Source organism: Rhizobium sp. CFBP 13726, from assembly GCF_014841925.1.
Classification (GTDB): domain Bacteria; phylum Pseudomonadota; class Alphaproteobacteria; order Rhizobiales; family Rhizobiaceae; genus Neorhizobium; species Neorhizobium soli.
The window spans coordinates 78,044-101,350 of record NZ_JACYUU010000004.1; the positions used below are offsets into that span (position 1 = coordinate 78,044).

21 protein-coding genes are annotated in these 23,307 nt (G+C 60.3%); 16 read left to right on the top strand and 5 right to left on the bottom strand.

All coding sequences use genetic code 11. The annotated features are described in order from the left end of the window. Positions 1-21 precede the first annotated feature (21 nt). The 7 genes from IFT66_RS17225 (at position 22) to IFT66_RS17255 (ending at position 6,854) form a co-directional block, all read left to right on the top strand. Positions 22-930, top strand: a complete 909-nt coding sequence (locus tag IFT66_RS17225) for a carbohydrate ABC transporter permease (protein WP_199864866.1) — start codon at positions 22-24, stop codon at positions 928-930. 12 nt (positions 931-942) lie between these two features. After that, positions 943-1,785 (top strand): carbohydrate ABC transporter permease, encoded by an 843-nt coding sequence (locus IFT66_RS17230; RefSeq protein WP_092662762.1) that lies wholly within the window; start codon positions 943-945, stop codon positions 1,783-1,785. A gap of 58 nt (positions 1,786-1,843) precedes the next feature. Next, positions 1,844-3,169, top strand: a complete 1,326-nt coding sequence (melA, locus tag IFT66_RS17235; RefSeq protein ID WP_092662764.1) for an alpha-glucosidase/alpha-galactosidase — start codon at positions 1,844-1,846, stop codon at positions 3,167-3,169. 64 nt (positions 3,170-3,233) lie between these two features. After that, the gene (locus IFT66_RS17240) at positions 3,234-4,286 is read left to right on the top strand and encodes an ABC transporter ATP-binding protein (RefSeq protein WP_192078336.1); all 1,053 of its coding nucleotides are present in this window, start codon (positions 3,234-3,236) and stop codon (positions 4,284-4,286) included. Between the two features lie 396 nt (positions 4,287-4,682). Continuing rightward, positions 4,683-4,862, top strand: coding sequence for a 4-hydroxythreonine-4-phosphate dehydrogenase PdxA (locus IFT66_RS23955; RefSeq protein WP_446737928.1), 180 nt, complete (start codon positions 4,683-4,685; stop codon positions 4,860-4,862). A 256-nt stretch (positions 4,863-5,118) separates the two neighbouring features. Next, a complete protein-coding gene (locus IFT66_RS17250) occupies positions 5,119-6,147 on the top strand; it encodes a four-carbon acid sugar kinase family protein (RefSeq protein ID WP_192078337.1) in 1,029 nt (342 codons plus the stop codon). A 2-nt stretch (positions 6,148-6,149) separates the two neighbouring features. Further along, the gene (locus tag IFT66_RS17255) at positions 6,150-6,854 is read left to right on the top strand and encodes a FadR/GntR family transcriptional regulator (protein WP_192078338.1); all 705 of its coding nucleotides are present in this window, start codon (positions 6,150-6,152) and stop codon (positions 6,852-6,854) included. A 93-nt stretch (positions 6,855-6,947) separates the two neighbouring features. On the opposite strand, the gene IFT66_RS17260 is transcribed toward IFT66_RS17255, so the two are convergent. Genes IFT66_RS17260 through IFT66_RS17270 form a run of 3 tightly spaced genes read right to left on the bottom strand, consistent with a single transcriptional unit; the run spans position 6,948 to position 10,218 of the window. Next, positions 6,948-8,069 carry an iron-containing alcohol dehydrogenase gene (locus IFT66_RS17260; protein ID WP_192078339.1) on the bottom strand — a complete coding sequence of 374 codons (1,122 nt, stop codon included), beginning with the start codon at positions 8,067-8,069 and terminating at the stop codon, positions 6,948-6,950. Next, positions 8,066-9,025, bottom strand: a complete 960-nt coding sequence (gene pdxA, locus IFT66_RS17265; protein WP_062459984.1) for a 4-hydroxythreonine-4-phosphate dehydrogenase PdxA — start codon at positions 9,023-9,025, stop codon at positions 8,066-8,068. The genes IFT66_RS17260 and pdxA overlap by 4 nt, the downstream gene beginning before the upstream one ends. Then, positions 9,022-10,218 carry a sialidase family protein gene (locus IFT66_RS17270; RefSeq protein WP_192078340.1) on the bottom strand — a complete coding sequence of 399 codons (1,197 nt, stop codon included), beginning with the start codon at positions 10,216-10,218 and terminating at the stop codon, positions 9,022-9,024. Before IFT66_RS17270 ends, pdxA begins: the two co-directional genes overlap by 4 nt. A 348-nt stretch (positions 10,219-10,566) precedes the next feature. Here IFT66_RS17270 and IFT66_RS17275 point away from each other — a divergent pair, with 348 nt between their 5' ends. The 5 genes from IFT66_RS17275 to IFT66_RS17295 all read left to right on the top strand — a co-directional run bounded on the left by IFT66_RS17275 (position 10,567) and on the right by IFT66_RS17295 (position 16,555). Continuing rightward, the gene (locus tag IFT66_RS17275; protein ID WP_192078341.1) at positions 10,567-12,084 is read left to right on the top strand and encodes an ABC transporter substrate-binding protein; all 1,518 of its coding nucleotides are present in this window, start codon (positions 10,567-10,569) and stop codon (positions 12,082-12,084) included. Positions 12,085-12,181: 97 nt separating this feature from the next. Beyond that, the gene (locus IFT66_RS17280; RefSeq protein ID WP_092663432.1) at positions 12,182-13,096 is read left to right on the top strand and encodes an ABC transporter permease; all 915 of its coding nucleotides are present in this window, start codon (positions 12,182-12,184) and stop codon (positions 13,094-13,096) included. A 14-nt stretch (positions 13,097-13,110) separates the two neighbouring features. Beyond that, entirely contained in the window at positions 13,111-14,040 is a 930-nt protein-coding gene (locus IFT66_RS17285) for an ABC transporter permease (RefSeq protein ID WP_371816266.1), read from the top strand. Beyond that, the gene (locus IFT66_RS17290; RefSeq protein WP_192078342.1) at positions 14,033-15,658 is read left to right on the top strand and encodes an ABC transporter ATP-binding protein; all 1,626 of its coding nucleotides are present in this window, start codon (positions 14,033-14,035) and stop codon (positions 15,656-15,658) included. Before IFT66_RS17285 ends, IFT66_RS17290 begins: the two co-directional genes overlap by 8 nt. Positions 15,659-15,673: 15 nt before the next feature. Next, positions 15,674-16,555, top strand: coding sequence for a dihydrodipicolinate synthase family protein (locus IFT66_RS17295; protein WP_192078343.1), 882 nt, complete (start codon positions 15,674-15,676; stop codon positions 16,553-16,555). 210 nt (positions 16,556-16,765) lie between these two features. Here the strand turns inward: IFT66_RS17295 and IFT66_RS17300 are convergent, their stop codons facing one another. Continuing rightward, the gene (locus IFT66_RS17300) at positions 16,766-17,665 is read right to left on the bottom strand and encodes a LysR family transcriptional regulator (RefSeq protein ID WP_192078344.1); all 900 of its coding nucleotides are present in this window, start codon (positions 17,663-17,665) and stop codon (positions 16,766-16,768) included. 127 nt (positions 17,666-17,792) lie between these two features. Here IFT66_RS17300 and IFT66_RS17305 point away from each other — a divergent pair, with 127 nt between their 5' ends. Then, positions 17,793-18,953, top strand: coding sequence for an L-talarate/galactarate dehydratase (locus IFT66_RS17305; RefSeq protein WP_446737929.1), 1,161 nt, complete (start codon positions 17,793-17,795; stop codon positions 18,951-18,953). Positions 18,954-18,956: 3 nt separating this feature from the next. Here the strand turns inward: IFT66_RS17305 and IFT66_RS17310 are convergent, their stop codons facing one another. Continuing rightward, the gene (locus IFT66_RS17310; RefSeq protein ID WP_192078346.1) at positions 18,957-19,982 is read right to left on the bottom strand and encodes a LacI family DNA-binding transcriptional regulator; all 1,026 of its coding nucleotides are present in this window, start codon (positions 19,980-19,982) and stop codon (positions 18,957-18,959) included. Positions 19,983-20,222: 240 nt separating this feature from the next. On the opposite strand from IFT66_RS17310, the gene IFT66_RS17315 reads away from it, so the two are divergent. From IFT66_RS17315 to IFT66_RS17325, 3 genes are all read left to right on the top strand, one after another. After that, complete coding sequence (locus tag IFT66_RS17315; RefSeq protein ID WP_192078347.1) at positions 20,223-21,203, top strand: Bug family tripartite tricarboxylate transporter substrate binding protein; 981 nt, start codon at positions 20,223-20,225, stop codon at positions 21,201-21,203. A gap of 62 nt (positions 21,204-21,265) precedes the next feature. Continuing rightward, on the top strand, positions 21,266-21,745 hold the full coding sequence (locus tag IFT66_RS17320) for a tripartite tricarboxylate transporter TctB family protein (RefSeq protein ID WP_192078348.1): 480 nt from the start codon (positions 21,266-21,268) through the stop codon (positions 21,743-21,745). 51 nt (positions 21,746-21,796) lie between these two features. Next, on the top strand, positions 21,797-23,296 hold the full coding sequence (locus IFT66_RS17325; protein WP_162759485.1) for a tripartite tricarboxylate transporter permease: 1,500 nt from the start codon (positions 21,797-21,799) through the stop codon (positions 23,294-23,296). The last annotated feature ends 11 nt before the right edge of the window (positions 23,297-23,307 follow it).

A 23,307-nucleotide genomic window follows, 5' to 3' on the forward strand; every position in this document is an offset into this window, starting at 1 on the left:
TCAATATCCCTTGAGAAGGCAATGAACGAGACTGCCACCAGCCGGTTTTCCGGCTGGTGGGCATCCTTCCGGCCGCGACTGACGCCTTATCTGTTCATCGCGCCCAATCTCGTTCTATTTTCGGTCTTCATCTTCTTTCCGCTTCTCTATGCGGCTTTCATCAGCGTGCACGAATGGTCCCTGATCGATGAACCGTTCTATATCGGCGCGGAAAACTACACTCGCCTCCTGACCGACTACCAGTTCTGGCAGGCGATGAAGAATACCGTCATCTATTCTGTGGCAACCGTGCCGACGAGCCTCGCCATTGGCCTGTTGCTCGCCGTCGGCCTCAACCGTGATCTCTATGCCCGCACGTTCTTGCGCAGCATCTACTTTCTCCCCGTCGTCGTGTCGAGCGTTGCGACGGCGATCATCGCAGCCTGGCTGTTCAACGACCATTACGGCGTCATCAACGCTTTGCTGAAGCTCGTTGGGATCCAGCCTGTCGCCTGGCTTTCGACCACAAGCTGGGCCCTGCCGTCGATCATCATCACGACGCTGTGGACGCGCGTTGGATTCTGTATGGTCGTCTATCTGGCGGCGCTGCAGTCGATTTCGCCGACCTATTACGAGGCCGCGTCAATCGACGGCGCCACCCGCCTTCAGCAGTTTCGCCACGTCACATGGCCGCTCCTGCGTCCCACGACATTCCTGCTGCTCATCCTCAACGTCATCCATTCCTTCCAGGTCTTTGACCTGATCTTTGTGATGACGGGTGGTGGTCCAGGTTTCTCGACGACGATGATCGTCCAATACATCTACCAGTCGGCATTCGCGACATCCGAAATGGGTTATGCGAGCGCCATGGGTATCGTCCTCTTCCTTCTGATCCTCCTGTTCACTCTGCTGCAGTGGCGCGTGAACAAGCGGACCGAAGAATTTGTGTAGGAGACCACGGCCATGATGGTCACCACAACTACTCCGACGAAAAAGCGGCTGGAAACGATCGGTCTTTGGGTTCTCATGGCGTTTGGCGCCGTAATCATGATCTTTCCGATCTACTGGATGTTCGTGACGGCAGTCAGGCCAAAGGATCAGATCTTCATTCCTGACGTCAGCCTAATGCCCACGGGATGGGTCTGGCAGAACTTCGCCGACGCGCTGGCGCATATGCCGTTCCTGCATTGGTTCTGGAACTCGACCGTCATCGCCGTGGTGGCAGTGGCGATCACCGTCACCATCAACCTGCTGTGCGGTTATGCCTTCGCAAAGTTCAGGTTCGCCGGACGCGACGTGCTGTTTCTGGCGGTGCTGAGCGCCCTGATGATACCGGTCCAGGTCATCATCGTCCCGCTTTTCTTCGTCGTGTCCGAGCTTGGGCTGCTCAATTCCTACTGGGGCGTGATCCTGCCGCGTGCTGCCGAAGCTTTCGGCATCTTCATGGTACGCCAGTTCATGGTGTCGATCCCGGACGAGTTGATCGAGGCCGCGCGGCTTGATGGCGCCAGCGAGCTCACGATCTTTCGCAAGATCGTCCTGCCGTTGTCCAAGCCGATTATCGCGGTGCTGATCATCTTCACCTTCATGTGGCGGTGGAACGACTTCGTAATGCCCTTGGTCATGCTCACTGATCAGGAGATGTACACCGTCCAGCTCGGCCTCAACCTGCTCAAGGGCCAGTACAACACCGAATGGACGGACATCATGTCCATCGCGCTTTTGTCCCTAGTGCCGATGCTCGTCATATTCGTGTTTTTCCAGCGCCAACTGATCCAAGGCATTGCCGGAACGGGCCTCAAGTAAGCCGGCTCACAAGACTTGGTGGCGATGCAAATTTGAATTCTACGTGAAAGGACTACCTATGTTGAAAGTTGCCATGATCGGCGCCGGCAGCGTCGTCTTCGTCAAGAATCTGCTGACCGACATTCTTGATTTCCCGGAACTGCGCGATGTCACCATCACGCTCCACGACATCGACCAGGAGCGGCTGGAGACGGCGGGCATGATGACCCGCTGGACGGCGGCGCAGTTCGATGCGAACCCGGTCATCGAAGAACATCTCGACCGGCGGGCTGCATTGAAGGATGCGGATTTCGTCATCAACATGGTACAGATCGGCATGCACGAGGCGACGCTGCTGGATTTCGAAATCCCGCGCAAATACGGCCTCAAGCAGACCATCGCAGACAGCCTCGGCATCGGCGGCATGTTCCGCGGCCTGCGCACCATTCCGTTCATGCTGGATCTCGTCGCCGACATGCGCGAACTCTGCCCGGACGCGGTCCTGCTCAACTACACCAACCCGATGAGCATCCTGACCCAGGCCGTCTACGAAGCCTATCCGGAGCAGAAGGTGATTGGCCTCTGCCACAACGTGCAGAACACCGCGCATGAGCTCGCATCCTATCTCGACGTCCCGGTCGAAAGCTTGTCCTACGATTGCGCCGGCATCAACCACATGACCTGGTTCCTGAAACTCAAGATCGACGACGAGGATGCCTATCCCCGGCTCTGGGCGGCCATGGAGAATCCGGAAATCTTTGCCAAGGACAAGGTCCGCTTCGAACTGATGCGTTCCTTCGGCCGCTTCATCAGCGAGTCCAGCGAGCACAATGCGGAATACACGCCCTATTTCCTGAAGAGCGAAGCAGATATCGCCGCGTACGACGTTCCAGTTGATGAGTACATCCGTCGCAGCGTTCGCAACCTTGGTCGCTATGCCGAGACCCGCCGCAAGCTCTTGGCGGGAGAGACCTTCCCGCTGGAGCGCTCGCGCGAATACGGTTCGCTAATCATTCATGCGATGGCGACCGGCAAGCCGCAGTTGATCTACGGCAACGTCCGCAACGATGGCCTGATCAGCAACCTTCCGGACGGATGCTGCGTCGAAGTTCCAGTCGTCGTCGACAAGAGCGGCATGCGCGCCTGCAATGCCGGCTCGTTGCCGCCTGAGCTTGCCGGGTACTGCGCCCCACATGTCTACGTTCAGGACCTGACCGTAAAGGCAGCGCTCAACGGCGATCGTGACCAAGTGCATCGCGCCGCCATGCTCGACCGCCATGCGACAAGCGTGCTGTCAATCAAGGACATCCGCGCCATGGTCGACGAACTGATCGAGGCCCACGGCGATGCGATGCCGGCAGGCATCCGCGGTCGGACCGCCACCACACTGCGCAAATCCGCTTGAGGAGAGGGCGGCGGACGCGATGCCGTGTCGCCGCCATTTCGACCTGCAATAATGGGAGTAGATCATGGCTGACGTCAGCATTCGCAATGTCAAGAAATCGTATGGCGCGGTCGCGGCGATCCACGGGATCTCGGTCGACGTCGAGGACGGGGAGTTCGTCACGCTCGTCGGCCCTTCGGGCTGCGGAAAGTCGACTCTGCTGCGCATGATCGCCGGGCTGGAAAGCATCACCGGCGGCGATATCAGCATCGGTGGCCGAGTGGTAAACAATGTGCCGCCGAAAGACCGAGACATTGCCATGGTCTTCCAGAACTATGCGCTGTACCCGCATATGACGGTGGCCGAAAACATGGGTTTTTCACTTCAGCTCAAGGGCCTGCCCAAAGCTGAGATTGCCGAGAAGGTCAAAAAGGCTGCCGAGATCCTTAGCCTCGACAAGCTACTCGAACGCCATCCGCGCCAGCTTTCCGGCGGCCAGCGCCAGCGCGTAGCGATGGGCCGCGCCATCGTTCGGGATCCGCAGGTCTTCCTGTTCGACGAGCCACTCTCCAATCTCGATGCAAAGCTACGCGTGCAGATGCGCACCGAGATTAAGGCGATGCACCAGCGCCTGAAAACCACGACGATTTACGTCACCCATGACCAGATCGAAGCGATGACCATGGCAGACAAGATCGTCGTCATGCATGGTGGCATCATCGAACAGGTCGGCGCACCGCTCGAGCTTTATGACCGGCCGGCCAATTTGTTCGTTGCCGGCTTCATCGGCTCGCCTTCCATGAACGTTCTGGAAGGCCGCATCGAATCCTCCGGTTTCGCCTTCGGCGACCTAACGTTCCCGATCGCCAATGCGCCGTCGGGCTCCTCGGGCCGGCCGGCACGGTATGGCTTCCGTCCCGAGCACTTGATCATGTCCGGCGAAGGTATGCCGATGGAGATTGTCGTCGTCGAGCCGACCGGATCGGAGACCCAGGTTGTCGCGCGGGCGAACAATACTGAAATTACCTGCCTCTTCCGGGATCGTATCACGGCGCGGCCCGGCGAGATCATCCGCGTCATGCCGGATGTTCAAAAGCTGCACCTCTTCGACAACGACGCCGGCTTGCGCCTCAACTAAGGAAAGGATTATCATCAATCAGCATGGCAAAGCCGTCACGGTTCTATGACCGGTCTTCAATCGAAAGAAACTCTGTCCACCGATATGCAACACGATGACCGTCCGATCGTCTCGTTGGCGACGAGCGATCCGGCGGGTATTAGCCCGGAACTGACCGGCGGCCTGCTTAAGCTCGCCGGTTTCAAGGAAAGGCCTATATCGCGCCAGATGTCGACGTAACCACCGAGCGCGCGCGATACCTGCAAAGCGCTGGGTGTTTGATAAGTCGACGATGTACCTAGCCGATCCCGGCTATAGTGATGACGCCATCTTCTTGCCAGATGCCCTGTCGTTCAAACTCAAGATGGGCGAGTTCAACGTGCTGAAAATGATTGAAATGCACGCGCCATCTCGCATATCCCGCTGACGGCCGTTGCAAGCTGTCTCTCGGTCGAGCGCATTGTCGGCGAAATCGAGTTGACGCGAGCCTGCCTGAAGGCTGCGGGCATCGACCAGCCTAGGGTCGTGGTCGCCGGATACAATCCGTATGCGAGCGAAAGCCGACAACATTGTCACGGACGCATTCAGGCGCGCTGATCTGGTCGAGAATGGCATGGTTCCCGGAAACACTTTTGGGGACTTTGACGGCTGGTCGTCTCGAATGATGATAACGGATCACGCCGTCGCGATTAGTCGTCGACGACGATGTCATTCATGCCAACCTCTCTGAAATTTAACACTGTTGCCCCAACCGAGCTTAATACCTTACATTTGTCATTTAACTCCATACCGATGTTGACTTATAAGCGCTTTTCCGTGGTATAAAGCTTACAACATAAGTAGGCGGAGGCGTATGTTAGTCATTCTTGCGGACGACCTGACCGGTGCGCTCGACTCGGCGGCGCCTTTTGCCGGGCGAGGTATTCGCACCGACGTGGCGCTCAACCTTGAAGCAATTACGGGGATCGTCGCCGATCGCCCCGACGTTCTGTCCATCAACCTCAATACACGCGAAACAAGTGCCGGCGAAGCACGTGCCGCCACGGTTGCGGCAATCGCCTTGCTACCGCCGGGAACGCGGCTGTTCAAGAAGGTCGATTCCCGCCTCAAGGGAAATATCGTTGCCGAACTGCACGCTATCCCTTTCACCCATGCCCTCGTTGCGCCTGGGATACCAGAGTTCGGTCGGGTCGTTGCGAACGGATGTGTCACCGGCTTTGGTATCGACGCTCCGATCGTGATCGCCGACAGGCTCGGTGCGCACACAGCTCGTGCCCATATCCCTGACGCTAGCTCAGCCGCCGACATGGACGTTGCGCTCGACGTCGCTGAGAACAACGGGACCGATCTGCTGATCGGCGCTCGCGGTCTTGCAGAAGCGCTCGCCCGTCGCATGACGAACAAGGTCGATGCGCAGGCAGCGACCATCCCGTCCGGTCCGATCACATTTGTCATCGGTTCGCGCGATCCGATCACGCTTGCGCAGATCGACGCCCTGCGCAACGGCCACAGCCTGACGTATCTGCCTGCGCCGAACGGCCGGCTGGACGCGGAAAGTGGGACAAGACCTGATCTGATGCTGGTGCACGCGACGCCGGGTAAGGAAGAGGTCGATGCGCAGCTTGTGGCGGAAGCTCTGGCTGACGGCGTGCACGAGAACCTTGCCGGTTACGACGGAACGCTGCTTCTCTCCGGTGGAGCGACGGCGGAGGCGGTGCTGCGTCGGCTGGGCCTGTCGAGGCTGCGTCTGCATGGCGAATGCCTGCCGGGTCTTGGTCTTGCTTCGGCACAAGGGCGATGCATTATTGCAAAATCGGGTGGCTTCGGTCATCCCCATACGTTGAAGCAAATTGCAGACATGGTCCTGCGAAAGGCAGGTTGACGATGGGACTGGAAACGGGAACCGCCCGCAAGGGCCTTGCGGATATCGTGTTCGAGCGGATGTTGCGCGCAATCAAGTCCGGTGCGTACAAGCCCGACGAGCGCCTGCCGACGGAACACGATCTGGCCGCCGAATTCGAGGTGTCCCGACCCGTCATCCGCGAAGCACTGAAACGGCTGCGCGACCAGAGCCTGATCTATTCAAGGCGCGGTGCCGGCAGTTTCGTCCGCTCGGTGGGCTTGCGCAATCCCCTCGGTTTCGGCCAATTGGAAAACGTCGCAGACCTTCTCAACTGTTACGAATTCCGCCTGACGATGGAGCCCGCTGCCGCCGCTGCCGCTGCCGCCCGTCACGATGCCGACAGTCTGAAGGCGATCCGCCAGGCGCTCGAACTGCTGCGCGATGCCACGAACCGTCAGTCACACCGCGAGGATGCCGACTTTCAGTTCCACCTCGCCATCGCCCGGGCCGGGCAGAACAATTATTTCACCACCGCCATGGAAGCCCTGAAGGATCATATTGCGGTCGGCATGAAATTCCATGGCGCCTCGATCAAGAGGGAAGCGTCCGGCCTGTCGCGCGTGTTTGGCGAGCATGAGGCGATTGCGACGGCGATCGCCAACAGCAATGAGGAAGAAGCGCGCCGTCTGATGTTCGAGCATCTGAAGGGGTCGCGGGAGAGGCTCTTTCAGTCGTCGCATCTGTAGGCTCGATCTTGAGGATCGCGAGCGATTTGACTTCGGTATGAGACGCAAAAGGCGGCGCTTGGCGGCACCGCCTTTTTCACTGGAGCGAGGTTCTCAGAAGCTAGCGCGATAGATCGCCAGAACGTCATCCACGCTCATATCGGCCGGGTTGTTGTCCATGAGGCGACGGATGGCATGCGCATCTGCGGCAAAGCGCGGAAGATCGGCTTCGGTCGCGCCATGTTTTGCCAATGACATCTCGATGCCGAGATCGGCGCAGAAGCCATGGGCCTGCGCGGACAGGTCGGCCTGCGAGAGATTTTGGCCTAGCCCCAGCGCCTGCGCGACCTCAGCAGTCTTGTCCTTTGCCACTGGCGCGTTGAAGGCCAGAACATGCGGGAAGACGATGGCATTGGCCAGTCCGTGTGGCAGATGAAGCAGCGTGCCGAGCGGGTAGGCAATGGCATGGCCCGCCGCTGTATTGACCGGCCCAAGGCAGATGCCGCCGTAATAGGACGCCAGCATCAGCCCTTCGCGGGCCTCACGATCTGCGCCGTCCTTGACCGCGCGGCCCAAGAACTTGCCGACGAGGTGAATGCCCATGCGCGCAAAACCGTCGATCATCGGATGCGAACGCTTGCTGGTGAAGGCCTCGACGCAATGCGCCATCGCATCGACTCCGGTTGCAGCGGTGACCGCCGGCGGAACCGAGTAGGTGAGTTCCGGGTCTAGCACTGCAAGATCGGCGATCAGGTGAGGGGATTCGACGGCAATCTTGGCGCCCTTTACGGGATCGGTGATCAGCGAGCGGATGCCGGCTTCCGAGCCCGTTCCGGCCGTGGTGGCAACCTGCGCCAGACGCGTGCTGCGCCCCGCCACCTTGTTGGGGCCGGCGACATCGGACAGCGTCTGCTCGCTATCCCAAAGGGCCGCGACAAGCTTGGCCACGTCCATGACGGAACCGCCGCCGAGGCCGACGACGAGATCCGGCTTTGCGGCACGGGCGGCAGTCAGCGCGGCATCAAGCGTTTCGATATCCGGCTCGCCGGGAATGGCATCGAACAGGGTAACCTTGCCCGGCAGTTTCAACCGGTCGACGAAACCAGCGGTAATCGGCGTGGCGATCACCAGCGTGGAGGAAACGTCGCAGGCCCAGGTGCCGACCTCGCCGACAGTGCCTGCGCCGATGATAAGTCGTTTCGGTTGATGCAGAACGATCAGGGGAGCGCTGCTCATGTCTGCTCTCCCTTGCCGCCGGCTACCAGTTTGCGGGCATAGGCGATGGCCGACAGCATGTTGCCGTGGTTGGCGATGCCCTTGCCGGCGATGTCAAAGGCTGTGCCGTGGTCGACGGACGTGCGGTCGATGGTAAGATCGACGGAGACGTTTACGGCCGTATCGAAAGCGACGAGCTTGATCGGGATATGGCCCTGATCGTGGTATTGCGCGACGACGAGGTCGAAGCCGCCGGAATAGGCACGGTGGAACACGGTGTCTGCCGAGATCGGGCCGTAGGCGTCGATGCCTTCGGCGCGGGCGGCAGCCACAGCCGGCGCGATCTGGTCGTCATCCTCGGTGCCGAACAGGCCGTTTTCACCGCAATGCGGATTGATACCGGCGACCGCGATGCGCGGACGCTCGTAACCGGTGCGCTTCAGGTGATTGTTGCCGGCCTTGATGGTGGCCAGCACCCGTTCGGTGGTGGCGCGGCGGATCGCTTCCTGCAGCGAGACATGGGTGGAAACGTGGATGACCTTCAGCTTTTCCGAAGCGAGCAGCATATAGGCGGCTGCCGATTTCGTCAGGCTGCGCAGCATGCCGGTATGGCCGTCGTAATGATGGCCGGCAAGGTTGAGGGCTTCCTTGTTGATTGGGGCGGTCACGATGCAGCCGATCACGCCGGCTTCGGAATCGCGCACGGCCTTTTCGATAAAGCGGAATGCCGCATCTCCGGCGACCGGTGAAAGCTGGCCCCAAGGTAGCGGTGCCCCTTCGATCGGCAGGTCAACGACATAGGCCGCAAGATCGATCTCGACGTTCAGCGCCTTGCGGGCGGCTTCCAGCGTCGGCAGGTTTCCATAGATGCGCGTGACCGCACGATCCGCGTCGCTCATTTCGGCCAGCGCCCGCACCGTGATTTCAGGTCCGACGCCGCAGGGGTCACCCATGGTGATGCCGATGATATTGCTCATGCTTGTTCTCCCGCTCCTGAACTGGCCCAGCCTGGCGCCAGACGAACGTATTTGATGGCGCGCCTGTAGTAGGTGTAGGCGATATGAAGGCTGCCGTCGTTACCCTCAAGCAGCGACGGATAGGACATTTCCTTGTTGTGACCGTCGATCGAATTGTTCGACAGGCAGGTGCCGGGACCATCCTCGATGATGATCCGTTGCGAGAAACTTTTTGCTCCGTCGTCGGAAATGCAGACGGTAACCGGCGCACGGGGCACACCCCAGATCGGCACGCAGCCGCCATCCGGATTGGCATCCGGCCGGTCGTCGCCTTCGCCCAACTCGTCGTAAAGCGAGGCGCGGCGGTCTGTGGACATGTCCGCATTGGTCGGGTTGCAGATCATCGCGATACGGCCATCCTGCAGGCGGGTTGCGGCGATCGATGAATTGTTGTTGGGAACGTCGGTCGCTTCGGGCGCGGACCATGTACGGCCGCCGTCGACACTCTCGGTGCGATAGACGAAATCGGCCTGCCTGCGGCGGAACACGGCGGCGTATTTGTTGGCTCCGATGGATACCGGGCTCATATGGACGCAGCCGGTCGACTGATCGAGGTCGTCCAGACGCCAGGTTTTGCCGTGATCTTCGGAAATGCCGACGGCCGCGCGGTCGTGGCTGCCGTTCCATTTCTGGCCAGGACGCTGGATGCAGCGGAAGATCGGCAATAGCCAGGCTCCATCGTCGCGAACGGTCAGCGGTGCCCGAACGAAACAGCCGCGCGGCACATCGAGATAGCGTCCATCGCTGACCGTTAGTTTGGTCGCGTCACCGGCATCGCGATTTACCTCCGCCATGCGGATACGGCATTCGTCCTGATTGCCTGACGGCTGAGACGTGTGGAACAGGAACAGGCCGCCTTCAGGTGCAGCAAACAGAACCGGGTTCTGTTCGGAATGGGCGGGGTCGAAACTCAACCGCTGCGGCTCGCCCCATGTGTCAGACCCCAGCGCCAGAACCGAAGCAAAGATCGAGATATCCGACTTGCCTTCCAGCGTGCCGCCGAACCAGGCGCAGATCAGCGCGCCGTCTTCGGCGAGGTGCAGGAACGAGGCGTGGTTCTGGATCATCGGTGAGGCCAGCATGGCCTCGTGTCGTCCATTTCCGACGGCTTTCACCGTGCCGGTCATGACGGTTGCAATCTGTTCAGGCGTCATCGGCGTCTCCTCTTGCCACCACGAAAATCACCAAAATAACAAAGTTGTCAAGTTTGAAGGGTTTCTAAATTTGCCGATTTGGACTAGCTAGCCTATGGCATCATCATGATATTAAATAGATTTATTCTCACGAAAGTTTGTCCAAATCATATAGAGGAATAATTAATTTGACAAACTTGGTGAGACGTCAGATGGTCTGCGTCAGCCCGCTTATGGCGACGAAACGGACGGAGGCATCCCGACCGACGCACAGGGCCACACGGAGGAATGCCTGAAGCGCGCAGTCGGGAGGCCATCGCAAGATGAGCACTGACCAGTGCGATCAGCAGCTAGAGGGAGGAGAATGACATGAAAACTTCGCACCTATTTGGAGCCGTTCTGTGCTCTGTCCTCGCACTCGGTACCGGTTTTTCTCCGGCTCAGGCTGCGTCGAGCGACATCAAAATCGTCTTGCCTGAGGAAGCCGACCTGCTCGAGCCCTGCATGGCGACGCGCTCCAATATCGGCCGCGTCATCATGGAGAATGTCAGTGAAACGCTGACCGAGCTCGATGTACGCGGCAAGCAGGGCGTCATGCCGCGGCTCGCTGAAAAGTGGGAGCAGACCGGCGACGGCACCTGGCGCTTCCATCTGCGCCAGGGCGTGAAATTCTCCGACGGCAAAGCCTTCGGCGCCAAGGACGTCAAATACAGCTTCGATCGCATTTTCAGCGACAAGAACATCTGCGAATCCCGTCGTTATTTCGGCGGCATGAAGTTCGACGTAAAGATCGTCGACGACACCACCATCGATTTCAAGGTCGATCCGGTTCAGCCGATCCTGCCGCTGCTGCTCTCGCTCGTGACCATCGTTCCCGAGGGCACGCCGCTCGAATTCATCCGCGAGCCAGTCGGCACCGGCCCGTACAAGCTGTCCAACTGGACGCCGGGCCAGCAGATCGTGCTCGACGCGCGTGATGACTACTGGGGCAAGAAGCCCGCCGTTACCAAGGCGACCTATCTCTTCCGCTCCGATCCGGCCGTGCGCGCCGCCATGGTTCAGACCGGCGAAGCAGATCTTGCGCCGTCGATCTCGCAGGTCGAAGCGACCAATGAGAAGACCGACTTCTCCTATCTCGACAGCGAAACCGTCTACCTTCGCATCGATGGCAATATCGCGCCGCTCAATGACGTCCGCGTCCGCAAGGCGCTGAATCTTGCGATCGACCGGGAGGCCTTTATTGGCACGCTCGTGCCGCAGGACGCGGTGCTGGCGACGGCTCTTGTGCCGCCAACGACACTTGGCTGGAACCCGGACGTGAAAGTCTTCCCGTATGATCCGGATGAGGCGAAGAAGCTGCTCGACGAGGCAAAGGCTGATGGCGTTGCAGTCGACACGCCGATCACCGTCGTCGCGCGGACAGCCAATTTCCCGAACGTGACGGAAATCATGGAAGCCATCCAGGCTCAGTTGCAGGATGTGGGTTTCAAGATCGACCTCCGGTTTGTCGAAGTAGCCGAGCACGAGGTTTACTACTCGAAGCCGTTCAAGGAAGGTCGCGGTCCGCAGATCGTTGCTGCCATGCACGACAATTCCAAGGGTGATCCGTCCTTCACCATGTTCTTCAAATACGACTCGAAGGGCACCCAGTCTGGCTATTCCGATCCGAAGGTCGATGACCTTGTATCGCGCGCCTCGGCTGCCACCGGTGATGAACGTGCAAAGTTGTGGTCGGAGCTGATCGCCTATGTCCACGACGATCTCGTGGCCGACGTTCTGCTCTTCCACATGGTCGGCTATTCCCGCGTGTCCGAACGTCTGGACTTCAAGCCGAGCATCGCCACCAACTCGATGCTGCAGCTCTCCGAGATCGGCATCAAGAACTAACCCGGACCATACGCCGAGGACGTATTCTGATCGTCCCAATCGAAGTGAAATGGGCGGCGCTCCTGCCGCCGTCCATTCCAGCAAGATCGAGGTCACCATGCTCACTTTCGTTCGCAAGCGCGCCTTTGCCAGCCTCATCTCGCTCGTCGGGCTGCTGGTCATGGTGTTTTTCCTGTCGCGGCTGACAGGCGACCCGGCTTCCCTTTTCCTCCCCGTCGAAGCATCCGCCGAAATGAAGGCCGAGTTCCGTGCGCTGCACGGCCTCGATCAGCCGCTTCTCGTGCAGTTCGGACAGTATGTCGGCAATGTCGTGACAGGCGACCTCGGCGAAAGCCTGCGCAAGGCGCGCCCGGCGCTCGATGTCGTTCTCGAAGCCTTCACCTGGACGCTGTGGCTTGCCGTCATCACCATGACGCTGGTCACCATCGCGGCGATCGTCGTCGGCTCGCTTGCCGCGTTTCGCACCGGCGGCTTCTTCGACCGGTTTTCCTCGATGGTGTCGCTGATCGGTGCTTCCGTCCCGGATTTCTGGCTCGCGATCGTCGCAATCGTGGTGTTTGCCATCCAGCTGTCCTGGTTGCCGACCTCGGGCACGGGCACGCTCTCGCACTGGATCCTGCCGATCTGCGTTCTGTTCGTGCGCCCATTCGGTATCATCGTCCAGGTGGTGCGCGGCTCGATGATTTCGGCACTGTCTTCGGCCTATGTGAAGACGGCTCGCGCCAAGGGCGTCAAATCCGGGCCGATCATCTTTATCCACGCCCTGCGCAACGCCATGCTGCCGGTCATAACCGTGATCGGCGATCAGGCCGCCAGCCTTCTCAACGGCGCGGTGATCGTCGAAACCATCTTCGGTTTCCCGGGCGTCGGCAAGCTGATGATCGACAGCATCCTGCAGCGTGACTTCAACGTCGTGCTCGCGGCGATCCTTGTCACCGCTTTCGCCATCTTCCTCATGAACCTCGTGATCGACCTTGCCTACGCTTTGCTTGATCCACGCATCCGCTACTGAGGATCGACATGACCATGGCCGTCCCATCCCCCACGCCCGACAATACCATCGCCGCCGAGCCTGGCTTCTTCGTCCGCATGGCGCGTATGCTCTGGGCCGACAAGTTTGCGCTCTGCGCCGCCATCTTCCTCGTCTTCGTCATTGTCATGGCGATCATCGGACCGACCCTTCTTGATGATCTCGCCACCAAGCAGAACCTGCGCGGTCGCAATCTCGCGCCGTTCGATTTCAGCCGCGACTGGTTCATGTGGCTCGGCGCCGACGCACTGGGTCGCCCGCTCTGGCCGCGCATCATTGTCGCTACGCAGAACACGATCATGGTTGCGGCAGGTGCCGTGCTGATTTCGGCTGTCATCGGCACGCTGCTTGGCCTGATCGCCGGCTTCGCGTCGGAGCGGACCAGCCAGGTCATCATGCGTATCGCCGACGTCATCATGTCCTTCCCGTCGCTGCTGGTTGCAGTCATCGTGCTCTATATTCTGGGCTCATCGATCCTCAACCTGATGCTTGTCCTGTCGATCACCCGTATCCCGGTCTATCTGCGCACCACCCGCGCGGAGGTTCTCGAAATCAAGAGCCGCATGTTCGTGCAGGCGGCCCGCGTCATGGGCGCATCGTCCAAGCGCATACTCTTTCGCCACATTCTGCCCGTCGTCTTTCCGACGCTGATGACGCTTGCCACGCTCGATTTTGCTTATGTGATGCTGGCCGAAAGCGCGCTTTCCTTCCTCGGCATCGGCATCCAGCCGCCGGAAATCACCTGGGGCCTGATGATTGCCCAGGGGCGCCAATACCTGACCAATGCCTGGTGGCTGTCCTTCTGGCCCGGTCTTGCAATCATTCTGACCACGCTGTCGCTCAACCTTCTCTCCAACTGGCTGCGGATTGCGCTCGACCCGGTTCAGCGCTGGCGCCTGGAAATGAAAGGATCGAAACATGGCTGATCATCTTCTCGAGGTCCGCGATCTCTCCGTCGACTTTCACACCGTGTCCGGCACCGTCCACGCCGTGCGCAACATTTCCTACTATCTCGACCGTGGCGAAACGCTCGCCATCCTCGGCGAAAGCGGTTCTGGCAAATCGGTATCGTCGGCGGCGATCATGAACCTGATCGACATGCCGCCGGGCAAGATCACGTCCGGCGAGATCCTGCTCGACGGCAAGAATCTCTTGAAAATGTCGGGCGAGGCTCGCCGCGCGGTCAACGGCCGACGCATCGCCATGATCTTCCAGGATCCGCTCAGCCACCTCAACCCGGTCTATACCGTTGGCTGGCAGATGCGCGAGGCGCTGAAGACCCACGGCATCAGCACCACGCAGGCGCAGGCAGAAGCCTTGCGCCTGTTCAAGCGGGTGGCGCTGCCGGATCCTGAAGCTGCGCTCGACAAATATCCGCACGAGTTTTCCGGCGGCCAGCGTCAGCGCGTCATGATCGCCATGGCGCTGGCGCTCAAACCCGATCTGCTGATTGCCGACGAGCCGACCACCGCGCTCGATGTCACTGTACAGGCGGAAGTGCTGGCACTTTTGAAGGAATTGCAGCGCGAAACGGGAATGGGCGTTCTGATCATCACCCACGATCTCGGCGTCGTCTCTGAGGTCGCCGATCGCGTCGTCGTGATGGAAAAGGGCCAGCTTGTCGAAAGCGGCACGGTGCGCGACGTCTATCGTAACCCGCAGCACGCCTATACCAAGAAGCTGATCGCCGCCGCCCCCGGCAAGGGCGACATGCACGAGCCGGACGCACACGGCGCATCGATCCTCAGCGTCAAGGATGTCCGCAAGTTCTATGGGGGATTCGAAGCGCTCAAGGGCGTGTCCTTCGAGCTGAAGCCCGGTGAAACCGTCGCCGTCGTTGGCGAAAGCGGGTCGGGAAAATCGACGCTTGCCCGCGTCCTGTTGCGCCTCGAAGAGCCAGATGGCGGCACTGCGCGCTGGAAGGGCAAGGACCTCTTCACGATGTCGCCGGGCGACCTGTTCAAGCTGCGCCGCGATCTGCAGATGGTCTTTCAGGACCCGACGCAGTCGCTCAATCCGCGCATGACGGTCTATCAGCTGATCTCCGAGGCCTGGGTCATCCACCCGGAAATCCTGCCCAAAGCCAAATGGCGGGAGCGTGCCGCCGAACTGCTCGATAAGGTCGGCCTGTCGCCTGAGCATATGGGGCGCTATCCGCACCAGTTTTCCGGCGGTCAGCGCCAGCGCATCGCCATTGCCCGCGCCCTTGCACTCGAGCCGCAACTGATCGTCTGCGACGAGGCCGTGTCGGCGCTCGACGTGTCTGTCCAGGCGCAGGTGATCCGGCTGCTCGACGGGTTGCGCAAGAAGATGGGCATCGCCTTTATTTTCATCGCCCACGACCTGCCGCTGGTGCGCGATTTCGCCGATTACGTGATGGTCATGCAGAAGGGCGAGGTCGTCGAGTTCGGCACTGTCGCGCAGGTCTTCGACAATCCGCAAATGCCCTATACGCAGGCGCTCCTCGCCGCGAGCCTCGATCCGGATCCGGATGTGCAGGCCGCAAACCGCAATGCCCGCCTCGCACGCGTTTCCCAGATTTGATCCCGGAGTAAAATAATGACCAAGAAAGCCTTCGTCGCGATCGTGACATGTTTCAACGACGACGAGACCATCAATTACGAGGCCACGCGCGCTCAGGTGCGCCGCCAGGTCGCGGCCGGCAACAACATCATGTGCGCCGGCACCAACGGCGATTTTTCGGCGCTGACCCACGGCGAAAAGATCAAACTGCTCGAGGAAGTGGTCGATGAAGTCGGCGGCAAGGTCGATGTCATCGTCAATGCCGGCATGCCCGCGACATTCGAGACGCTGCAGCTTGCTAGGGAATTCGACCGGATCGGCGTGACCGGCATCGCCGTCATCACGCCGTTCTTCATCGCCTGCACGCAGGATGGCTTGGTCCGCCACTTCTCGACGGTCGCTGATGCGGTCGACACCCCGGTCTATCTCTATGACATTCCCGCCCGTACCCAGAACCATATCGAGCCGGAAACCGCCCGCAAACTGGCGACCCACGGCAACATCGCCGGCATCAAGGATTCCGGTGGCGCGCAGGAAACGCTCGCCGCCTATCTTCAGGTTTCCAAGGAGGTCGAAGGTTTCGAAGTCTATTCCGGCCCCGACCATCTCGTGCTCTGGGCGCTGCAGAACGGCGCTGCCGGCTGCATCTCCGGCCTCGGAAACGCCATGCCTCACGTGCTTGCCGGCATCGTCGGCGGATTCAATTCAGGCGATATCGCAGAAGCCGAACGGCAGCAGGACATCTACACCGCTTTCCGCACCGATCTCTACGCCCACGGCTTCCCGCCGGCCATGGTCAAGCGCGCGCTCTACCTGCAGGATCCCTCCGTCGGCGCCAGCCGCCAGCCGGCGCTGCTGCCAAATGCCGAGCAGGATGCCCGCATCGGCGAAACGCTGAAGACGTTCGGACTGCTGTAAGCAGCGACTGAGATATTGAAGGTCCGGACCGAACCGTGCTGCAGTCATGCAGCGCTGACGGATCCTGATGCTGCGATCAGCTATTCTGGGGCACTCGGCCACGAAGAGTGGAGTCAGGCAGCACGAGGCCCGATTAACATCCAAGACTCGTCCGAGAACTGGATTGGCGAGAGATGGTCCTGAAATCGAGCACCGACTGCCTTTGCAGATCTAGCTGGAGAGATCACGCACTGCGGAGCTTCCAACAAGAGCGCGAATCTCCGGCAATAGGGGATTGCGGTTTTCGCTGCTCCATATGGCATGCAGTTCCGCGATGCATTCTTGCCTGAGGTCGAGCGGGCGGAAGACGACGTTGTCGAAGCATGCGTTGCGGGTTGCCGCGGGGACGATGGCGAGGCCGATGCCGGCGCTGACCAGCGACAGGATGGCCTGTGAATGCGTCATGCTCTGGACGATGTGGGGCGTGATGTTGTTGTCGGTCATCAATGCGGCGAGCTTTTCGTGTAGATAGCGGGCCTGGGGTGAGAACATGATGATCGGTTCGCCGTTCAGCGTCTCGAGCGGGGGCCTTCGCCTCGACGCCAGCGGGTGAGCCCGCGGGATGGCAAGCATCATCGGCTCCTGCACAACGCACAGGCTCTGCAGTTGATGCGCGCCGGAAAGCGGGCGGGAGAAGCCGAGGTCGACATCGCCGCGATTGATCGCCTGCAACTGTTCGGCCGTTTCCATCTGTACCAGGTCGAGTTCGATCTGCGGCGTAAGCGTCCGGGCGGCTGATATGAAGTGCGGCAGAAAGCCGTAGGTTGCGGCGCCGACGAAAGCGATCCGGATGGAGCCGGCGCTGCCGCGGGCGGCGCGGCGTGTTGCCTTTATCGCTGCATCGCCTTGTGCCAGAAGCTTTTGCGCTTCGGCTAGAAACGCGAGGCCCGCCGGGGTCAGCGTGACGCGCCGGCTGTTGCGCTCGAAGAGCGTCACGTCGAGTTGCTGTTCCAGCAATCTGATCTGCCGGCTGAGTGGCGGCTGGGTCATGTTCAACTGCCTCGCGGCGCGGCTGAAATTAAGTTCCGACGCGACAGCGACGAAGGATTTAACCTGAACCATATCGAGCATCTATTCAATTCCTGTATCGCTGAGCGACAATCTTCGGTTTGGACTTAAATTGATCGGACGCGTATTCGTCAAGCAGGACGCTCCTTGCGGGCGCACGACAGGAGGAGTTGGAGACATGGACGCGCAAATGGAAAAGAAGACTGCATCGCAGGCCGCCGTTGAGGCGGATAGCATCGCCTGGATCAAGCTGTCTTCGGTCTTCCTGCCGCTGAAGACACCGATCAGTGATGCGAAGGTGCTGACCGGACGGCAACGCCCGCTCACCGAAGTGGCGTTCCTGTTTGCCGAGATCGAGACGAAAAATGGCCATTCCGGCATCGGCTTCAGCTATTCCAAGCGCGCCGGAGGACCTGGCCAGTACGAGCATGCCAAGGAAATCGCCAATGTGCTGATCGGTGAGGATCCGAACGATATCGGCAAGTTGTGGAATAAGCTGTGCTGGGCGGGGGCATCGGTTGGGCGCAGCGGGCTTGCGGTGCAGGCGATCGCGGCCTTCGACGTGGCCCTGTGGGACCTCAAGGCCAAGCGCGCCGGACTGCCCCTCGCAAAGCTGCTGGGCGCGCATCGCGATAGCGTCCAGTGTTACAATACCTCTGGTGGGTTTCTCTCTTCTCCGATCGAGGAGGTTCTCGAGAATGTCGAACAGTCGATTGCCGACGGTATCGGCGGTATCAAGATCAAGGTGGGCCAGCCCGACCTAGCACTCGACCTCAAGCGAGTTGCTGCCGTGCACGAGCGTATCGGCGAGCGGGCGGCGATGATGGTCGATGCCAACCAGCAATGGGACCGCCCGACCGCCATGCGCTTCGGCCGCCTGATGGAGCCCTATCACCTGACCTGGATCGAAGAGCCGCTGGATGCCTATGACGTCGAGGGGCATGCGGCACTTGCAGCCCAGCTTGATACGCCCATCGCGACCGGTGAGATGCTGACGAGTGTGCTGGAGCATGTGGCGCTGATCCAGAACAATTCGGTCGATTTCATCCAGCCGGACGCCCCGAGAGTGGGTGGCATCACGCCGTTTCTGAAGATCTGCGCGCTGGCGGAGGCGAAGAAACTCCAGCTCGCCCCGCATTTCGCTATGGAAATTCACCTGCATCTTGCCGCAGCCTATGAGCTGGAGCCGTGGGTGGAGCATTTCGACTGGCTCGATCCGCTGTTCAACGAACGGCTCGAGATCAGAAATGGGCGCATGCTGGTACCAAGCCGTCCGGGCCTCGGGATCACGCTTTCGGAACAGGCTGCCCACTGGACACGTGGCACGGCGGAGTTCGGCAAGCGGGCCTGAGGCTCAGGCGGTTCCTCGGACGACGATGTGGAAATCGATATTGATCATCGCTTCCACATTCTTGTCGCCTGCAATTTTTCTAAGGATCGACTGGGCCGCTTTGGTTCCGATATCGCGGCGATCGATGCGCACGGTGGTCAGCGGCGGGTGGGTGTGAGGCGCGAAGTCGAAATCACCGAACCCGACAATGGCAAGTTCGTCCGGCATGCGGCATCCGCGGGCGTAAGCTTCCGCCAGTGCGCCGTGGGCAACCACGTCCGACGAGCAGAAGACCCCGAGAGTTCCCTTTCCGCGATCGAGAAGCTGTGTCATCGCCAGCCTTCCGTCGCGGAAGGTGGAGGGCGAATTCATTTCCAGGTCCGGCAGTTCGACATCGGCGACGCCTCTCAGGCGGCTGACGAAACCATCGCGGCGCTGGACGGCGCGGGGATCGTTGGCGCCGACCTGTGCGTAACGGTCATATCCCCGGATGAGAAGATGGTCGGCAACCAGTGCGCCGACAGCGGCATGGGAAAACCCGACGGCGGTATCGAGTGGCGAAGGTGTCGAATCCCAGATCTCGACGATGGGCAGGCCGGCACCCGTCAGCATCGCGCGGGTTTCCTTGAGATGTGTGATGCCGGTAAGGATCACGCCATCGGGCCGGCGGGCAAGAATGGCGCGGGTCAGTTCCAGTTCGCGCGCTGGCTCATAGCCGGAAAGGCCGAGCAGCAGCTGATAACCGGCAGAGACCAGTTCGGCATTAAGGCCCTCGATCGTTTCGGCAAAGATGGTGCTGGCAACAGAGGGAACGATCGCGGCGATGAGCCTCGTCCTTCGGGATGCGAGGCCGCCCGCGAGAAGATTGGGCACATAGCCCGTCCTCGCAATGACCTTCTCGATCGCCTCCAGCGTTCGTGGTTTCACCAGAGCGGGCGTGTTGATGGCACGGGACACAGTGACAGGCGAGACCCCTGCGAGCTTCGCGATATCGGCAAGTGTCACCGGGCTGTTGCTGGTCATGCGCTTGCTATTGAAATCGTCTGTCATCGTAAGTGCCCCTATCAAAATGAGTTACGCTTTCATTTTGGAACTAATCAAGTGGCCGGAGACGAAATCCTACTACGGTACGTCCAATAGACTGATTTTTAACGCTTTAAATTTTGCGATTGGATGTTGCGGTTGCGGATTTTGACGGTAAAATGAAAGCGCTTCCATTTCTTCGGAAGGAGGGTTTCGAAGAATGGTTTAATGGGACCGGCCGAATGCCGGATAAGTGGAGGAAGTATTATGAACCTCAAGCGTTTCATGACGTTGGCGGCCGCTACGGCCGTGATATCAGCAGTCGGCATGACGGCTAGCCGTGCGCAGGACTATCCGACAAAGACCGTAACCGTCGTCGTTCCCTTTGCGGCCGGCGGCAATACCGACACATTCGGCCGCCTCGTCGCGGAAGAACTCGACAAGCGGTTGGGCCAGCGTTTCATCGTCGAGAACAAGCCAGGCGCCGGCGGCAATATCGGCCTTGGCGATCTCGCCCGCTCCAAGCCCGATGGCTACACGATCGGCATGGGGACAGTGAGCTCGAACGCGATCAACCAGACACTTTACAAGAACCTCCCTTACGACCGGGAAAAGGGCTTCGCGCCGATTTCGCTGATCGCCAGCCTGCCGAACGTGCTTGTCGTCAACCCGGACAAGATCAAGGCAAACACTGTCGAGGAGCTGATCGCGTTCCTGAAAACGGAGCCAGGAAAGCATACCTACGCTTCATCAGGTGTCGGCACATCGATCCATCTTGCAGGTGAGCTGCTCGCGACAAAGACCGGCATCAAGATCACGCACGTACCCTACAAGGGTAGCAGCCAGGCAATCCTGGACGTTGTCGCCGGACACGTGGATATGATGTTCGACAATATTCCCACTGCCGCCCAGCAGGTAAAAGCCGGCAAGGTCAAGGCGCTGGCCGTCACCAGCCTGGAAAAGGCCAATCTGCTCGCTGACGTGCCGACCATGGCAAGCGTGATCCCCGGCTTCGAGGCAACCTCGTGGCACGGGCTCTTTGCTCCTCCCGGCACGCCGCCGGAAATCGTCGAAAAGCTCAGCAAGGAAGTGCAGGCGATCGTTGCCGATCCGGCGATGAAGGCAAAGCTCGAAGCGATGGGCGTGACGCCTGTCGGCAATACGTCGGCCGAGTTCCAGGCCTTCATCGACAAGGAAACGGCGAAGTGGGCCGAAGTCATCAAGGCCGCCAACGTGCCGCTGCAGTGAGACAATCTGCCGGCCGGGTCTAGTCTCCGGCCGGCACATCTTTCACACCTGAGTATCAAGCCATGCTGAAAATTAGAAACGGCCGCGACTTCGTCGGCGGCGTGACGATGATTTGCGCCGGACTTCTGTTCATCTGGTTCGGCCGCGAGCTCGCAGTCGGCACCTCGTTCCAGATGGGCCCCGGCTATTTCCCAATCATGCTGAGCCTGCTCCTGATCGGGATCGGTGGGCTGATCATCGTGCAGGCGGTGATTGTCGGCGTCGAGGAGAGCGAGCCGGAGGTCTGGAACTGGAAGGCCTATGCCTTGGTGATTGCGGCGCCGGTCGGCTTCGGCCTGTTGCTCTCGGGCCTTGGTCTTGCGCCTACGATGTTCCTCATGATCGTCGGGGTCGCGACCGCAAGCCGATACGCAAACTGGCGGCACTCGATCCTGCTGGGGCTGTTTCTCGCGGTCTGTTCCTCTCTGCTTTTCACAAAACTCCTTTCGCTTCCTGTCAGCGCCTTCGGCCCATGGGTTCCCTTCATCGGCGAACTCATCTGACGCTCGCATCTGATGCCTTAGGGCAGCCGACGAAACCGGATTGGATTGCATATGGATCTCTTTTCTAACCTCTGGCTCGGCGCCTCGACCGCCTTCATGCCGATGAACCTGTTCTATGGCTTTGTCGGCTGTCTCTTGGGCACCGCGATCGGCGTGCTGCCGGGGCTCGGGCCGACGGCCACGATCGCCATGCTTTTGCCGATCACCTTCGGACTTCCGCCGGAATCGGCCCTCATCATGCTGGCCGGCATTTTCTACGGTGCCCAGTATGGCGGCTCGACGACGGCGGTGCTCATCAACCTTCCCGGCGAAAGTTCGTCCGTCGTCACTGCGATCGACGGTTACCAGATGGCCCGAAACGGCCGCGCCGGACCAGCGCTTGCAACCGCAGCGCTCGGATCCTTCTTCGCCGGCACGGTCGCGACGATCCTGCTTGCGGTCGCAGCACCGCCGCTTGCCGCCGTCGCCCTCAATTTCGGGCCTGCGGAATATTTCTCGCTGATGGTTCTCGGCCTCGTCGCGTCCGTGGCGCTTGCCAGCGGATCACTGCTCAAGGCATTCGCGATGATCGTGTTCGGACTGATCCTCGGCACGGTCGGGACAGATGTCGAGAGCGGAACGCCCCGCTATGTCTTCGACATTCCGGAACTCTATGACGGACTGAATTTCGTCGCCGTCAGCATGGGCATATTCGGCATCTGCGAGATCCTGCGCAATCTGGAAAGCGAGCAGGAACGCTCGGTCGGCGTCAAGAAGGTGACCGGCCTGATGCTGACCAAGGAGGATTTCAAGCGCATCATCGCGCCGGTCCTGCGCGGCACGGCACTTGGTTCCTTCCTTGGCGTGCTGCCGGGCGGCGGGGCGATGCTGGCATCGTTCGCCTCTTACGCGGTGGAAAAACGCATCTCCCCGAACCGTGCCGAATTCGGCAAGGGAGCGATCGAGGGCGTGGCTGCGCCGGAAGCGGCCAACAATGCCGGCGCGCAAACCTCGTTCATCCCCATGTTGACGCTTGGCATTCCCGGCAACCCGGTGATGGCGTTGATGGTGGGCGCAATGATCATCCAGGGCATCACACCCGGCCCGAACGTGATCTCCGACGAGCCGGAACTGTTCTGGGGCATGATCGTCTCGATGTGGTCGGGCAATCTGATGCTCGTGATCCTCAACCTGCCCCTGATCGGGCTCTGGGTGCGGATGCTAACGGTCCCCTATCATCTGCTGTTTCCGGCCATCATCGGTTTCTGCTGCATCGGCGCCTACAGCATCAACAACAGCGTGTTCGACGTCTTCGTCATGGCAGGCTTCACCGTTGTCGGTTTCGCGCTCAGCAAAATGCGCTTCGAGCCGGCGCCGCTTTTGCTGGGTTTCATTCTGGGACCGATGCTGGAGGAGAACCTGCGGCGCGCGATGCTGATCAGCCAAGGCGATCCGTCGATCTTCGTGCGCAGCCCGCTCAGCCTGTCGCTGCTGATCTTCGCCGTAGCCGTTCTCGCGCTCGTTCTGGCACCGAGCATCAGCCGCAAACGCGAAGAGGCGTTTACCGAATAAGCGATCATCGT